We start from the raw sequence: 16,596 nt of genomic DNA on the forward strand, positions 1-16,596 counted from the left end.
ATGTAATTTCCGTATCTATTGAGCTGTGGCTCTTAAAAACAAAGACCAAGCCACTCTTTTTTGATCAGGATCGGCCAGCGACTATAACTTTCATCAACTGGATCGCATACCCCCGCAATACCACATACCTATTGATCGACTTCACCTGATCAATAGCTTTATTTAAATCTAAAGATAATAATTCCCGCGTCATCAGAATAGCAAATAGCATACTTCTACTATAGCCCATTGTACAATGAATGACCATATTTTCATGCTCATCCAAGTTCCGGTAAGCAGATAGCATGGCGCCTAAGATCACGTGGGCATCATGCACATTGATCTCCGCAATATCCAGCAAAGGAAAAGAATAATACTTTTCCATGGCCCCTAAGAGTTTTATGTCCTCCAGCTCAGCTGCGAGGTCAAAAACAACCAGATTGCGTTCCAGTCCCAAGGCTACGAGTTCCGAAGCGTTCAACCTTGGCCCCACGTAACAGCGGGGCAGTAACTCCATTAGCGGCGGATTATTTTTCTTTCTAAAAAAACGCCAAATCAGCCAGTACGCTAATTGATAAGGAGCGTAAAATACTTTCTTTACCATTGGTATTCGGCCCCGATGATCCTTCAAAAATCCTGTATTACCGCGCAAGTAATTGTAACCAACGGCGAAGCAGAGTAAGGCTATCCAGACAAACAGAATCAATAACAATAAACGTCCTTCACATAGTAGGACAAGCAACATGAATATCCACCCTGCGAGGTAATAGCTATTTGCTAGCTGTTGATTTCTCGTCAGCGAAATACGTCTTTCAAACCGCTCGCCGTCACTATTTAAGTTCACACCTTCACTATTACCTTCACCACATGTCCTCTCATAACCTGAACGCCCTCCTTGTCCGGATTCCTGCCGTAGATTATGTTCCTGTTCAATGGCATTCGGAAAGAGGATAAAACTGAACTGAACCAGTATACAAGCTGTCAATAGGTCGATTACTTGGTGCTGATATACGGTCAATGTTCCTAATCCCATCATCAGGAGCCAGGTGCCCAAAATTATTTTCTTCCATCCGTTGAACTTCCAGCGCAGTACAGACCAAAAAAGACAGGCATAAGCGACATGCAGGGAGGGTGCCTGATTAAAAGGCGAATCATATTTCTCTAGGAAGAAAAAGAACATGGTAAATAAAGGATTTTCGACCTGTGGTCGGTCAAAAGAAAACCGCAGCGGAAAAAGGAGAAAACATATTGCAGCAATCAGGGTGACAAATGTAAATCGCCTTGCATAGCACAGAAGTTCCTTCTTCTGCCCACAGTAAAAAGGCACAAGGAAAAAAAACAGTCCACTGCTCATATAGGGCAGGATCATCCATGGAATGAACGGAATATGCTGCTCAAAATCGAATACAAAGGAGGGTACCGCAGCTAAGCTGCCGGCATAGACTGCTGTCAAGGGATAGGTAAGCTGAAAAAGTAACAGGCAATAGATGGCAACAAAAAGCTGGCTATTTACCTTTTTTAATCGTTTTTCATCCATTTGGCTTTCCTAAACATGATTTTACTTAATAATACATGCGGGAGCAAACCCAAAAATCCCATCAGCCATTTCATACGCTTCGGAAAAATCACGATTTCTTCCTTTCGCTGTATGGCTTTTAAGATGCGTTGCGCAGCATCTTCCACACTGATCAGAAAGGGCTTTTTGGAGAGATCCTGCTGATTAAGTTCACGGAGCTTGGTTGTATCCACATACCCGGGTGCGATGACTGTCACGGCAATTCCATACGGAAGCAATGCCCGCCGATAAGCATCAGCCACTTGGATTGCTGCCCGCTTTGTTTTGCTGTACAAACTTGAATTGGGAAAGTCTAAAGTTCCCGAGACGGATGCTATGGTTACTATCTGCCCCTTTGATTGTCCAAGCATGACTTCGCTGGCAACTTCAAAACAATTGATAGTTCCCTGTATATTGACGCAGAGCATTGTACCTGCCTCCTCATAACTGATGCGTTGTGCTACATCATCGGCGTAGCTTCCTGTACAATTGATAAAAAGATCCAATGTCCAATGATGACAGAAGGAATGAACGGCAGCAGCCAAAGCATCCCGATCACATACATCCACTTCAAACTTGACGAGCGCATTCCATGCTAGCTGATCAGATAGCTTTGACAGGTCCCGACCACATACCGCAACTTCAGCTCCCTGTTGCAGGTAGCTTTGTGCTAGTGCCAAACCTATTCCACTTGTTCCGCCTGCGATAAATACCTTCATGTTTAAAAAATAGTGCTAATATCACCCACTGTTCGGGCTATTTTGTCAAATAAATAAGCCTTCGATTTCTTTCAATTAAATTCTCCAACAGTCCCGTATTGAACAATAAACATTTCCAAAGTTTCCTGAACTTTATAATTTATGTACATCTCGTATGATCTTTATTTGGACAGTGTCTTCTTCATTCCACTTATTCCAATCCCTCATGTTTTAGCCCATACGCAGCTCGATCGTCTTGCTATATCCATAATTCCACTGTGCTTCCATAGCAGCCGCAAATTCATCCAGACTGGTCGGAAGGGACAATCTTATTTCAAATCTACGCCAATCGATGCCTTTTTTGCAATAGTTTCCTACAAGCTGCTCCGCTGCATCTCTTGTATCTATCCATCGAATCCCCTGATATTGCTGATCAATATCCCGCAGGCGTTGATTCCCGCTAAAACCCAATACAGCCCTGACCAATCCTTCTTCCTGCAATTTATATGGCTGCTTCCGCTCACAGATCACTTCCGCCGCCAAAGACTGTGCTAGCTCCACAGGAACCAGATCAATGGCTCCGCCGGCATAATATTCCCCATTCCGCTGTATCGGCTCTATATAAAACATATCGGACATGGAAATACGAACAGCCTCCAACAAGGTTACCGCTGAATTTATTGCTATCGTTGGGGCAACAGCACTTCTATCATAATTTTCACCTTGAATTTGAATGCTATCCAGATTTACGTTCGATAGGACAGTTGTATTACCCATCAGGATTTTCTGATAAAGCTTACGTTCGCCGCGTCTCTCCTCAACTTCCGAACGGTCGAAAAGCATTCTCGAACCAATAATAACCGAAGGAATCTCCTCCGAAAATGGGCGGTTCAAAGTCGGTAATAAGGGGGACAGATCATGTTCCATCTTGACCAGATAACGATCAAAGACATCTTCCAGATAAGGAGCACACCGTTTATCCCACTGCTTTTTTAGCGCATACCAACCCAGTTCGCCCAGATGACGCTGCTCCGTAAGCTGATGTCCGCAGAAAAAGCGATAAAACTCTTCGGACTGGAGATAAGATTTCCGCTCTGCATCCCTTGCAAAAGCCTGGATAATCGCAGCAGCCAATGATCCGCCGCAGGTAGCAATCAGTAAATCCGGTTTTAATCCCAGTTCGTCCAATGCCGCATACATTCCCAGGTACAAGCCAAAACGAGTACCACCACCTGAAAATAAAACTGCCCGTTGATAATTCATTTACGATATATTAGATGCGCATTTATGCTTTTACAAAGTCAAGACCTAATTCAAATTTTTAATGTTTGATAAGTTGATCTCATTTTTATCTATGCGTAAACAAGCTATAGGATTACTGATTGCGGAATACATAATTCTAAATTTCACGATTTCGATGATCATCACCCACTTTATAAAACCATTACAAATTCGTCATTTCTATCAAACAAATCAAACCATAGAAAACAGGCGCATTAAAAAGCAGGCTATCTATCCGATCCAATAAGCCACCATGCCCAGGGATTAACGTCCCCGTATCCTTGACTCCTGTCCTGCGTTTCAAAAAGGAGAAAAGCACATCACCGCAAAATCCTAAACCACCGAAGAGCAGACCTAGCAACGAAAAGCAGATAAAATCTCCAAATGGTAATAACAGATAGCCCAAGATATTACTTAAAATTATTGTGAGTCCGATACCGCCGATACATCCGGCAACAGTTTTATTTGGGCTGATGCGCGGAACGATCTTTCGTTTACCAAAAAATTTACCCATGAGGTATTGGAATACATCGTTCAGTTCCGTTAAAACGATGATATAGGCCACAAGCCGCAACCCCATCCACTCATTCTGATGAATTTCTACTGCCCGGATAAAAACCAGCTGGCTGAATGCAAGTAGGCAGGCAGCCGCTCCAAAGGTCATTGCAATAGTAGCTCCCATCGCTGTTTTCTGTGCCAAACGGAAAAACAGACCGATGCCTAGGCACAATAGTGTCGCCCAGAATACGTAGCCGGTGTATGAACAGTAGTTTAAAAGGATCAGCTGCAATAGGCCTGTTACAATAGCAGAGACCAACGCAAAACTAAAATTGGGCACAAACATCTTCATAAATTCACGCATGCCCTGAAACGTCAGCCAGGAAACAAACAGCAAAGATGTCGTTTGTGGAACGAAAGCAATCGCCAATACAAACACAATATAGCCCCAGCTCCTGACTCGGACAGGTACGTCAGCAAACTTGTCCTTCGGATTGGATACCTCACTCATGTACCACCAATGCCTTTCTCAATCGCGTTATCGAACTTAAGACCAATAACAAACATAGCACAGCGAAAATATAGACCGAAATAGTCGTTATCGAAATATGCAACAAACTTAAAATTCCATAGACCCCCAGCAGCAGCGCACGGTCGCTTTTACCCAGAGGCCCATCATAACGACGATCATTGGCAACAACCTTTCCGACCAGTCCGCAGAATTCGTTGATGACACTCAAAACAATAAAACCTACCACCAGATATAAACTTTCGGGGTGAAATTTCAGCAAGGGAAAGAAGATGACGACATCAGAAACAACATCACCCACTTCATTCAGCACTTCCCCCATCTTGCTCGTCTGCTGGAAAAGACGCGCCATCATACCGTCCAATGCATTTAAGGCCATACGCAGCAAAAGACCTAGTGGCAAAGACAGATAGAAAACCGGAAACCGATCAGCGTTACAGAACAACAGTGCAATGATCAGAGACAAAAGCACCGAAGTAATCGTAATTTGATTGGCCGTCACCTTCTTTCGATGTAAGAAGGTCAAAATAGGCATCAGCAGCTGCTGAAACTTCGGTTTTAATTTATACACAGAAATCATACAGACCTTATATAGCTTATTTTTTTATTTTTTTTTTTAAATATTTTGGATAGTGTATAAAATACACTATATTTGTGTCATCATAATTTAGGTTTATAATTGGTTATTTAAGGTTTTCATTCTCCCCGTTTGAAAACCTTTTTTTATATCTATTAATTACCACCGTCCGCCAGCGCCGCCGCCACCGGATGAGCCGCCACCGAAACTTCCGCCTCCGCCACCAGAACTTCTGCTACTAGACCCGCTTCCGCCGCCACTGCTGGATGAAGACCGTGCCTTGACCGGTATCGTATACTCTCCATGAGAGACCCGATGGCCGCAATGTTTACATTTATCAAAACGTTCGGCCAACCCTTGCGAACTGTATGTTGCCGCCCGGATGGTTCGCGACAGCCCTGTTTCCAAGGTGCGATAATGGCACTCGGGACAATCCACATATCCTGCCTTTCCATCCCAAGGGATCAATTTGGTTTCCTTTGTGGTCTTATCCACCCAGATTTCATACGCCCGGCTGCCAAGTTTTTCCTCCAGAAGCTGCCCCTTATCAAGATAGGCGCTTTGCCGGAACGCCGCATCATCTCGATTCATACGCAGCCAGCTGCCTGAATGATCCGGGGGCGCCAGACGAAGCGTATTTCGTCGGATGCGCTTATTGATCCCGAAAAAATCAAAAAGGGCCAGTGGGCTCAGCAACAGAGGCAGCAAGCCCCATGCGCGGAACTTACGCAGCGCATGCTGGATATTCTCCTCATCCCGATACGAGTTCACAATCTGGGCTTGGCTGGCATTATACTTCATAGCTAGCGTGACACTGCCAAAAACAAACATAAAATACGGCAGATTCTTCCATTGGTAGACTTCCTCAAGGTTATTCAAGGCAAAAGCACAGACAAATACACTGACAAACATCAGCATACCCATGCAGCCACAGCCACTCACCAAGGGTGGAAAATAGTTGCTTTTCCTGCTGAGTTTTCCTTTTACGGCCTTGGTCAGCCTATCCAGCCAGATATAGCAGAGAGCAAATAGGGCCAGAACCAGCAGCGTGTTACGCAAAATCGGATTTCTTAAGCTCCAGATCGGTATTGCTTCCGGCATCAAACGCTCCAGTTCGGCTCTGCTGTCAGGGGACAGCAAAATAGTTTTAATAAATTGGGAAGCCTCCAGAACCCCCTGATCGTAATCTCCGTTCCGGAAATGAGGAACCAGATATTTCTCACCGATCCTCTTCAGATAAACATCGGGCAACGTACTCTCCATGCCATATCCCGTTATAAAGCGGTATTCCCTCCGATCTTTGGCAATAAACAACAATAAACCATTATTGCTTTCCTTCTTACCTATGCCCCAGGTATTAAATAGCTTCAACGCAAAATCAAAATCGCTGTCACCCACATAGTCATTGACCAATACGATGGCATATTCACTTTTTGTAGCGGCCTCAATCTGTGTGGATAAACCATCCAGTTCAGCTACTGTTCCCGATGACAGAATCCCATCAGGGTTAGAGACAAAATAGTCTTGTCCTTTCTGCTTTGGACTAGGTATATTATCAACTGTATATTGGCCAAAAACAGCCTCCCCGCCCAGGCAGCAACTCAGGCAAAATAAGATATATAGATAAAGCTGTTGTGATCTATGCATATTTGTCAGAATAACCAAACAACAAAAATTTGGTTCATTGTCACGATATTAAGAAAAAAAAATCAAACAACGGTTTTCAACAAAAAAAAGCCCATAATCAACCGATTATGGATCTGTACAATTCAATATTCGTTTGATGAAAAACGTGGAAACTTTCTCATTCGCTGTTAATGACCAAGCCAGTGTAAAGTCAAGACACCGATCAATCCAATAACAGAAACGAGCGTTTCCATCACCGTCCATGAGCGAAATGTATCCTTCACGCTCACTCCAAAGTAAGATTTAAACATCCAAAACCCCGGATCGTTGACGTGTGAAAACATGAGACTGCCCGCTCCGGTCGCTAGTACCATTAATTCAGGAGTAACATTTCCTGCTTGCACAATGGGAAGCATAATGCCCGCTGCCGTGAGTCCGGCAACACTTGCCGAACCGATAACTAGGCGAATGATACCGGCTATTAACCATGCGAGCACAAGAGGCGACAAGCTCAAGTCTGCGGTTAGGTCAGCGATGTAGTTCGCAACACCACTATCTACCAAAATTTGCTTGAAGGCGCCTGATGCTGCAATGATAAAAAGGATCATCATGATCCCACGGATTGCTTCTTCCACACTTTCTGACTGCTCCCGCAAACTTTTACCTTGGCGGATACCCATCGTGTACATCGCCACTAGCGATGCAATCATTAAAGCCACCACCGGGTCACCCAAGAAACGTAGTGCCGCCAGCCAAGGGGAATCTTTTGGGAATATTAGATGTGCAAATGAACCAACAGCAATTAAAATTATTGGAAACAGCCCTGTAAATATGCTAATTGCAAATCCAGGAAGCTCTTTCTTATCTGCCTGATTGGGTTCAGGAAAAAACTCGGCAGGTGGGTTGGTCGGAATATGCTTAAGCATCCTACCAAAGAGTGGTCCACCGATAATTATGGCAGGAATTGCCACTACAATGCCATAAGCCATCGTCAAGCCTATATCCGCATTGTAAGTAACCGCTATAGCCGTAGCTCCCGGATGTGGTGGCAAATAACCGTGCGTTACGGACAGCGCTGCCAGCAGTGGAATAGCTACATAAAGCAAGGGCATTTTATTGGAAACACATACCATGAAAACAAATGGTACCAAGACGATGAAACCGACATTGTAAAATAAAGGAATTCCTACTAAAAAGCCCGTAAGAACCATTGCCCAAGGTAAGTTCTTTCTGCCAAATACAGCCGTTAGTTTCGTTGTAATCTTTTCTGCAGCACCACCCTCCGCCATCAATTTACCCAGTAAAGACCCGAAAGCCAACAAAAGTGCCAGCTGGCCCATGGTACTACTCACTCCGGTTTCAATAGATTTAAGGATATCGACGGCATTCATATTCATAGCAAAACCGACCGCAACAGAGGTTATCAGTAATGAAAAGATCGTGTTTAACCTGACGACAGTGACTAAAAGAAGTAGTAAAGCTACTCCCAAAACAACAATGATTAGAGGCATAATAATTACATCTAGTTAAAACTCACCTTCCAATAGATAGTACAGGTGTTCAAATTTCTGAAAGTTCTTCATATATACGGCGTGATTCTCCACACTTGGTTTGAAATAGTGCTCAGTATCGTGTGTTCCCGCCGCTTGCTTGTTTTTTACGGTAGGCTCACCCGCCTGGATACCCAATGCTTCCAAGCCTATCAATGCTGCTCCCCATGCAGAGCTTTCTACCGTATTTTTGATGAATACAGGTTTATTGAAAATATCTGCAAGCATTTGCACCATCAACGATGAACGTGCTAAGCCGCCGCTTGCATAGATCGTATGAATGGGGCCGGTGTTCTCCTCCAATGCGATTCCTACACTGTAAATCGCAAACAACATCCCTTCCATCATAGCCCGTGCAAAGTGCGCCCTGCCATGGTGCAGCTGTATTCCAAAATAAACGCCTTTTGCATTGGAATTCCAATGTGGTGCCCGTTCACCGGTTAAATAGGGCAAGAATATCAAGCCCTCTGCTCCGGGAACGACGGAGTCGACCAAAGCATCTAACGCCGCGGAAGGATTTCCATCCGCTTCCATTTGGATAAATTCATGCAAAAAGTTATCTCGAAACCAGTTGCGTAATACACCGCCATTGTTAACCGCGCCACCAATTATATATTCATCCGGTCTCAGTAGGTAGGTAAATAGTCTTTGTTTTTTTTCTTGATTTGCCTGCGGACTCGCTACGCGAATAGCTCCACTGGTGCCGACAGTTACCGAAGCCACCCCGGGACGTATAGCCCCTACCCCGAGATTGGCCAAACAACCATCGCTACCACCTATAACGAAAGGGGTATCTTGAGGGATGTGCATCAAGTCCGCAATTTCTCGGTTAGGCATGTTTAGAGTATAATTGACCGGAACTGGCGATGCTAGTTTCTCTTCCGATATGCCCGTCAATCTTAACGCCAGATCAGACCATGTTAGTTGATGTATGTCGAAAAGCCCTGTTGCAGATGCAATGGAATGATCGACCACATAAACGCCGAAGAGCCTGTAAAAAAGAAACTCTTTAATACCGATAAACTTGTGCGACTGCGCAAATAATTTTTGATCGTTAGACTTTATCCACATTAATTTGCAGAGCAAGGACATGGGATGTATTGGTGTCCCCGTCTGCTGATAAAGCAGCCTGCCCACCTCACTTGCCTCCAAGGCAACTGCAATATCCTCGCTTCTGCGATCTGCCCAAATCATGCAATTGCTAAGTGGCTTGCCCGCCGAGTCAACAGCGATCAGTCCGTGCATAGCACTACTTACCGAAATGCATACGGGTTTTGGTATCTCGGCACTCGATTGCTTTAAGCTAATCATGACATACCTAATAGACTCAATACATGCAGCATAAACAATCTCCGGATCTTGCTCGTACCAGCCTTCCGACGGGTTTAATATGGGATAAGTTATACTATGCAGCGACAAGATGTTACCTTCGTAGTCAAATGCAACAGCTTTCGCGGATGATGTCCCAATGTCTAATCCAATGATCATAAATAAAATTGATGTTTAGGAGAGTTCAATATACGGATTATCTGTTGTTTTACCACAAAATTCTCAATACCAGCGAAGTAATTAGAACAAAAAAAAAGCGCCTCATACCGATCTGCTGACAAATGTCTTTCATAGTATCAACAAAAATGGTAAATTTCAACTTTAAAGAACGGTATCAAACGATGAGTATAGATAAAATGAATAATTACGATTTTGGAATTGTTGGACTCGGCGTAATGGGACGTAATTTATTGCTGAACATTGCCGACAAGGGTTTCGCGATAGCTGGATTAGACCTTGATCCACAGAAAGCTGAGTCATTGGAAGCTGAAGCAAGTGAAGGACATCGCATCAAAGTGACGACCCAAGTAAAAGAGTTTATAGGGGCTTTGCAACAACCCAGAGCAATTATGCTGTTGGTGCCGGCCGGAAAGCCGGTTGATATGGCGATTGCCAGCCTTGTTCCGCTTTTGGACAAAGGAGATATAATCATCGACGGCGGAAACAGCTACTTCGCGGATACGGACAGAAGATTTAATGAGCTTTCCGGGATGGGTATACATTTCTTCGGAATGGGTATATCTGGAGGAGAGAGTGGCGCTCGTCGCGGGCCGAGTTTGATGCCCGGTGGCGACAAAAAGGCATACGAAAGACTAAGGCCAATATTTGAGGCGGTTTCGGCCAAGGTAAACGGCGAGCCCTGTGTGGAATTTCTAGGCAACGGGTCGGCCGGAAATTATGTAAAGATGGTGCATAACGGTATCGAATATGGGATCATGCAGTTGATTGCAGAGACCTATGACCTGATGAAAAGATTATATGGTTTTGACACACAAACCGTACAGCAGACCTTCGAAAAATGGAACGAGGGCGAACTAAACTCGTTCTTGCTTGAGATTACCGCCCAGATTCTGAAGAAAAAAGAAGGTGACCAATATTTGGTGGACCTGATTTCAGATTGGGCAAGATCAAAAGGAACGGGTAAATGGACTTCGCAAAATGCGATGGACCTACAGGTGCCAGTGCCCGTGATTGATGCAGCGGTCAATATGCGCGATATGTCCAAATATAAACCCGAGCGTTTGGAGGCAGCAAAATTACTTCATTGGGATGGACACGCTGTTGACCTTCCCGCAACAACGCTCATCGATCGCTTAAAACAGGCATTGTACTTTGTGATCATCACGACCTATGCGCAAGGTTTGGCACAGCTTACTGTTGCATCGGAAAGCTACAGCTATGAGCTAGATTTACGGGTGGTAACCAAAGTTTGGCGCGGCGGCTGTATTATTCGCGCGGCTTTGCTCGAGGATTTTAGAAAAGCCTATGCGGCTAATCCGGACTTGCGCAATATCCTACTCGATAACACCATTGCACAAAAGTTGCTGAGTACGCAGGCCAGCCTTCGCGAGGTATTGAAAGATGCTATCGCAAACGGCATACCCGTATCTGGATACGTAAACGCACTTTCTTATTTTGATGCCTACCGATCCGAAAAATTACCTACAAATATTATACAAGCACAACGTGACTATTTTGGTGCACATACCTATGAGCGTATTGATCAGGAAGGTATCTTTCACACCCTTTGGGATTAAGGAAAAAAAGCTTGAATATTCGGTTTAATTTTGGTTTAAACGCAAAAAAGCGGCTTTTTTATAGTAAGCCGCTTTTTATAACTGAGCCTCTCATCGAGATGAGCCAATGACCTATTTGTTACAAGTCCGTTGCTCTACCAGATGAGCCCAGGAAGCTTCGTTTACAGATAAGGTTTCTGATTTCCATACTGCAAATAGCGGGATTAGAACAAAAACTTGTAGCGTATGATTATAGGAGATAGACTAACAGCATACGTTTACACTCCGTTGATTTAGATGCTATCGCTCAATATCCTTCAAACTGCTCATCTTCTTATACTCAAGAAACCCTTTGATGTCCTCAAAGTGTTCACGCACACGTTTATTTCCAAATTCAAATACCTTTTGTGCCAGACCATCCAAGAAGTCACGGTCGTGCGAAACAAGAATCAAGGTGCCATCAAAATCTTTCAATGCATCCTTGATAATATCTTTGGTCCGCATATCCAGATGGTTGGTAGGCTCATCCAGAATCAGTACATTCACAGGCTCCAACAGCAGTTTGATCATCGCCAGGCGCGTCCGTTCACCACCCGACAGTACCTTCACCTTTTTGGTGGTGTCATCACCGCTAAACATAAAGGCCCCTAAGAGATCTTTCATTTTGACACGCACATCGCCGACAGCAATCTGATCAATCGTATCAAAAACCGTCAGCTCGCCATCCAGCAATGCCGCCTGATTTTGGGCAAAGTAACCGATCTTCGCATTGTGGCCGATCTTCAATGTACCTTCAAAGTCAATTTCACCCATTATTGCTTTGATCATCGTTGATTTACCTTCACCATTCTTTCCGACAAACGCCACCTTTTCACCACGTTCAATAACCATATTGGCCTTTTCGAACACCACATGGTCGCCATAGGATTTGGTCAGGTCCTCCACAATGACCGGATATTGGCCAGACCGCGGAGATGGAGGAAATTTCAGACGCAAGGCCGAAGTATCCACTTCATCCACCTCAATGATCTCCAGTTTCTCCAGCATTTTGACCCGAGACTGTACCTGCAAAGTTTTGGAGTATGTCCCCCTAAAACGGTCGATAAACTCCTGATTATCCGCAATAAAGCGCTGCTGCTCCTCATATGCTTTCAACTGGTGCTGACGACGTTCCTGACGCAATTCCAGATAATGGCTATACTTGGCTCGATAATCGTAGATACGGCCCATCGTCACCTCAATCGTACGGTTTGTAATATTGTCCACAAAAGCCCTGTCGTGTGAAATGACAATCACCGCTTTCGCAGAATTTAGCAAAAAGTCCTCCAGCCATTGAATACTTTCAATATCCATGTGGTTAGTCGGCTCATCCAGCAAAATCAGATCAGGTTTTTTTAACAAAATTTTAGCCAGTTCGATACGCATACGCCAGCCACCAGAAAACTCCGAGGTCTGCCGGGTAAAATCCGAGCGCTCAAAACCAAGCCCCTTCAACACCTTTTCCACCTCCGCATCGTAATTCACCTCCTCGATCGAATAAAACTTCTCACTCAGCTCCGACACACGTTCGATCAACAACATATAATCATCCGATTCATAGTCTGTACGGATAGTCAGCTGCTCATTCAGACGCTCCAGCTCATCACGCATACGATACACCTGCTCAAAAGCCTTAGAAGCCTCCTCAAAGACCGTTACATGATCCTCAGTCAGCAGGTGCTGCGGCAGGTATGCGATGACCGCATCCTTCGGGCCCGCGACATGCCCTGTAGAAGCCTTACCCACGCCCGCGATAATTTTCAACAGGGTAGATTTACCAGCACCGTTCTTACCCATCAAAGCGATCTTATCATTCTCATTGATGGAAAACGATACATCCGAAAAAAGAGTCGTTCCCCCGAACGAAACAGAAATATTATTTACGTCAATCACTATATATTCACTTAATTTGGCACAAAGATAAGCGAATCAATCTTATAAATAGACAATGGAGCATTTTTGTGTATCTTTGCCCCATGCGATTTGATATCATTACAGTCTTACCAGACCTTTTAGAAAGCCCATTTGCACACTCCATATTGCAGCGGGCAAAAAACAAAGGCCTCGCCGAAATACACGTACACAATTTAAGAGATTACTCCACCAATAAACACAAGAGTGTGGACGACTATCCCTATGGCGGCGGTTCAGGTATGGTGCTCCAGATCGAACCATTCGCCCGATGCATAGAACAGCTTCAGGCCGAACGGGCATACGACGAAATTATCTATATGACACCCGATGGCGAAACATTTAATCAAGATATCGCCAACGGATTGTCGACCAAAGGAAATATCATGATCCTCTGCGGACATTATAAAGGAATAGACCAGCGCATTCGGGATATCTACGTGACAAAAGAAATTTCCATAGGCGACTATGTGCTCTCAGGAGGAGAGCTTCCGGCAGCCATTGTTACAGACGCCATTATCCGCCTGATTCCCGGTGTGCTGTCCGACGAAACCTCCGCGCTTTCCGACTCCTTTCAGGATGGTCTGCTCGACGCACCGATCTATACCCGCCCTGCAGACTGGAAAGGGCACAAAGTACCAGACATTTTGCTCAGCGGACATGAAGCGAAAATCGCTACGTGGAAACACGAGCAGCAGCTGAAAAGAACCCAGGAAAGACGCCCCGATTTATTAAATGATTAAAAAACAAACGGAATTTTTGATTTTTTATCAGAAAAAGTTTGCTTATTTATTTTTTTTTATAAATTTGTGTAATAATGACACGAAGATATACAAATACAAATTGGTGGTGGCCTGAAGCAATAAGCATCGGGAACTAATTGGTATTGTCATAATATTTCATAATCAACCAAAACCATTTATGGAAATTCCAAACCCGATGCTAAAAAGTATCGGGTTTTTTTATGTACAAAATTGTAAAAAAGAAGAAATTATAAAATGAAGTTCAGATTCAAAACAGAAAGCAGGAAACTGCTGGCCGACACGACCACACCGGTGAGTATTTATCTCCGGCTACGGGATATCTTTCCCAACTCACTACTATTGGAAAGTTCCGACTACCACAGTCGTGACAACAACATCAGTTACATCTGCTGCCAGCCCATTGCCGGCATACAGCTGGACGAAAGAGAACTAACCTTGACTTTCCCCGGAAAAGAAAGAATTGTCAAGGATGCACAGCACATCGATCTACGTCAGGAAGTTTCGGACTTCAGAAATTCGTTTGAAGATGCTACCATTGCCGAGCTCAACCTGATCTCCAATGGTCTATTCGGTTACTTTACTTTCGATTGCATCGAACATTTCGAAGATATCAAGCTGACCACAGAGCCCGATCCTGCACGCAAAATACCATTTATGCAATACCATGTCTACAAGTATGTTATTGCGATAGACCACTTCCGAAATCAGCTCTATATCTTCGAACATCTACTGGAAGATGAGGCATCGGAACTGGAAAGAATGCAATTCCTTATTCAGAACAAAAACTTCCCCGAATATTCGTTCAAGCTGGCAGGAGAGGAAAGTTCCAACCGTAGTGACGAAGAGCACCGCCAGCTTGTCAAAAAGATGAAAGAACATATCCAGCGTGGCGATGTTTTTCAGATCGTTCCTTCGCGCGGTTTCCGGACTCCTTTCTCAGGCGATGAATTTAACGTCTACCGGGCACTACGTTCCATTAACCCCTCTCCTTATTTATTCTACTTTGATTACGGTGATTTTAAATTATTCGGTTCGTCTCCAGAAGCACAATTGCGTATCCATGGCAGTCAGGCGACTATTTTTCCGATCGCGGGAACGTTTAAGAGGACAGGCAATATGGATGAAGATCAAAAAATCGCTTCTAGGCTTAAGCAAGACCCAAAAGAAACCTCAGAACACGTGATGCTGGTCGACCTGGCACGCAATGACCTGAGCAGACATTGTACACAGGTTAAAGTAGAATCCTATATGGAACCCCAATATTATTCGCATATTATCCACTTGGTGTCTAAAGTGACCGGAACCTTAAAGGATAATGTCAATCCTTTTGACATCGTTGGCGACACCTATCCCGCCGGTACGCTGTCAGGTGCTCCAAAGCATATGGCATTGACACTGATAGACCGTTACGAAGGCCTACAGCGCTCCTTTTATTCCGGCGCTATCGGTTTTATGGGATTTAATGGGGATTTCAACCATGCGATCATGATCCGTTCCTTCTTAAGCAAACAGAATACGCTTCACTATCAGGCCGGCGGCGGAATCGTACTGGATTCAGACCCCGAAATGGAACTTCAGGAAGTCAATAATAAAATCGCCGCATTGCGGAAAGCCCTACAATTAGCAGAAACATTATGATCAGACCATTAGAATACTGTGTCAACAGCCAGCACATCAAAAGCTCTATTGACACCATCGACAGTCGCATCGTCGAGTTGCTCGCCCTACGCCAGGCATACTTAAATAAGGAGCGTGCCTTCACTGGCAAAGAATGTATAGAAGCGGACAGCGTTCGGAATATAAGCAATAATTATGCGGTTATGGCCAGAAAGTTTGACCTGCCAACTGAATTTATTCAAGCTATATTTGATCAAATAAACAATTATTTTAATCAGGATTATACAACAAAAGGCTATGAGCAACAATAAGATCGTCGTCATCGATAATTACGATTCCTTCACCTACAATCTGGTTCATCTGCTTCAGGAACTTGGCCAGGATTATGTGGTGCTACGCAATGACAAATTTAAGCTGGAGGACCTGGAGCCGTTCGACAAGATCCTCCTCTCCCCCGGTCCGGGTATACCGGAAGAAGCCGGCTTGCTGCTGGATGTAATCCGTACTTACGCCCCACATAAAAGTATATTGGGGATTTGCTTAGGTCAACAGGCCATCGCTGAAGTATTTGGAGGTACGCTGTTCAATATGGAAAAACCACTGCACGGCGTAGCCACAAACATTCACGTTACCGACGAATCCGAGAAACTGTTTCGAGACTTCCCAAAGGATTCTAAAATAGGTCGCTACCACTCCTGGGCGGTGAGCAAAGACACCCTGCCGCCCACCCTCAAAGTGACGGCAATAGACGAAAATGGTATCATCATGGCCTTGACCCATACGGAATACGATGTCAGAGGCATGCAGTTCCATCCGGAATCAGTATTAACAACAAATGGGAAAAAATTAATTGAAAACTGGTTATCTTAGCTTATCCAGCAATGAATATCCATACTCAATATTCAAC

At 44.3% G+C, this 16,596-nt stretch carries 14 protein-coding genes; 5 read left to right on the forward strand and 9 right to left on the reverse strand.

The genetic code is table 11. The annotated features are described in order from the left end of the window. Positions 1–64: 64 nt before the first annotated feature. The 8 genes from FGL37_RS05210 to FGL37_RS05245 form a co-directional block, all read right to left on the reverse strand. Positions 65–1,516: a phosphatase PAP2 family protein gene (locus FGL37_RS05210; RefSeq protein WP_028070686.1), complete on the reverse strand. Its 1,452-nt coding sequence runs from the start codon at positions 1,514–1,516 to the stop codon at positions 65–67. Next, positions 1,498–2,253, reverse strand: coding sequence for an SDR family NAD(P)-dependent oxidoreductase (locus FGL37_RS05215; protein ID WP_028070687.1), 756 nt, complete (start codon positions 2,251–2,253; stop codon positions 1,498–1,500). The genes FGL37_RS05210 and FGL37_RS05215 overlap by 19 nt, the downstream gene beginning before the upstream one ends. A gap of 210 nt (positions 2,254–2,463) precedes the next feature. Further along, positions 2,464–3,495: a patatin-like phospholipase family protein gene (locus FGL37_RS05220; protein ID WP_028070688.1), complete on the reverse strand. Its 1,032-nt coding sequence runs from the start codon at positions 3,493–3,495 to the stop codon at positions 2,464–2,466. A gap of 181 nt (positions 3,496–3,676) precedes the next feature. Continuing rightward, positions 3,677–4,522, reverse strand: a complete 846-nt coding sequence (locus FGL37_RS05225; protein WP_028070689.1) for a phosphatidate cytidylyltransferase — start codon at positions 4,520–4,522, stop codon at positions 3,677–3,679. Next, complete coding sequence (locus FGL37_RS05230) at positions 4,515–5,120, reverse strand: CDP-alcohol phosphatidyltransferase family protein (RefSeq protein WP_028070690.1); 606 nt, start codon at positions 5,118–5,120, stop codon at positions 4,515–4,517. Before FGL37_RS05230 ends, FGL37_RS05225 begins: the two co-directional genes overlap by 8 nt. A 156-nt stretch (positions 5,121–5,276) precedes the next feature. Next, positions 5,277–6,764: a TPM domain-containing protein gene (locus FGL37_RS05235; protein WP_051607042.1), complete on the reverse strand. Its 1,488-nt coding sequence runs from the start codon at positions 6,762–6,764 to the stop codon at positions 5,277–5,279. A 167-nt stretch (positions 6,765–6,931) separates the two neighbouring features. Then, positions 6,932–8,254 (reverse strand): gluconate:H+ symporter, encoded by a 1,323-nt coding sequence (locus FGL37_RS05240; RefSeq protein WP_028070691.1) that lies wholly within the window; start codon positions 8,252–8,254, stop codon positions 6,932–6,934. 15 nt (positions 8,255–8,269) lie between these two features. Further along, a complete protein-coding gene (locus FGL37_RS05245; protein WP_037533752.1) occupies positions 8,270–9,781 on the reverse strand; it encodes a gluconokinase in 1,512 nt (503 codons plus the stop codon). 182 nt (positions 9,782–9,963) lie between these two features. Between FGL37_RS05245 and gnd the strand changes: the two genes are divergently transcribed. Further along, on the forward strand, positions 9,964–11,379 hold the full coding sequence (gene gnd, locus FGL37_RS05250; protein WP_232048639.1) for an NADP-dependent phosphogluconate dehydrogenase: 1,416 nt from the start codon (positions 9,964–9,966) through the stop codon (positions 11,377–11,379). A 279-nt stretch (positions 11,380–11,658) separates the two neighbouring features. Here gnd and FGL37_RS05255 read toward each other — a convergent pair whose 3' ends face one another. Next, on the reverse strand, positions 11,659–13,290 hold the full coding sequence (locus FGL37_RS05255; protein ID WP_028070694.1) for an ABC-F family ATP-binding cassette domain-containing protein: 1,632 nt from the start codon (positions 13,288–13,290) through the stop codon (positions 11,659–11,661). An 83-nt stretch (positions 13,291–13,373) separates the two neighbouring features. Here FGL37_RS05255 and trmD point away from each other — a divergent pair, with 83 nt between their 5' ends. From trmD to FGL37_RS05275, 4 genes are all read left to right on the forward strand, one after another. Continuing rightward, complete coding sequence (gene trmD, locus FGL37_RS05260) at positions 13,374–14,051, forward strand: tRNA (guanosine(37)-N1)-methyltransferase TrmD (RefSeq protein ID WP_028070695.1); 678 nt, start codon at positions 13,374–13,376, stop codon at positions 14,049–14,051. Positions 14,052–14,306: 255 nt separating this feature from the next. Then, positions 14,307–15,710 carry an anthranilate synthase component I family protein gene (locus FGL37_RS05265; RefSeq protein ID WP_028070696.1) on the forward strand — a complete coding sequence of 468 codons (1,404 nt, stop codon included), beginning with the start codon at positions 14,307–14,309 and terminating at the stop codon, positions 15,708–15,710. Further along, positions 15,707–16,000 (forward strand): chorismate mutase family protein, encoded by a 294-nt coding sequence (locus FGL37_RS05270; protein WP_028070697.1) that lies wholly within the window; start codon positions 15,707–15,709, stop codon positions 15,998–16,000. Before FGL37_RS05265 ends, FGL37_RS05270 begins: the two co-directional genes overlap by 4 nt. Continuing rightward, complete coding sequence (locus FGL37_RS05275; protein ID WP_028070698.1) at positions 15,987–16,559, forward strand: anthranilate synthase component II; 573 nt, start codon at positions 15,987–15,989, stop codon at positions 16,557–16,559. Before FGL37_RS05270 ends, FGL37_RS05275 begins: the two co-directional genes overlap by 14 nt. Positions 16,560–16,596 lie beyond the last annotated feature (37 nt).

Origin of the sequence: Sphingobacterium thalpophilum (assembly GCF_901482695.1) — a bacterium.
Taxonomy (GTDB): domain Bacteria; phylum Bacteroidota; class Bacteroidia; order Sphingobacteriales; family Sphingobacteriaceae; genus Sphingobacterium; species Sphingobacterium thalpophilum.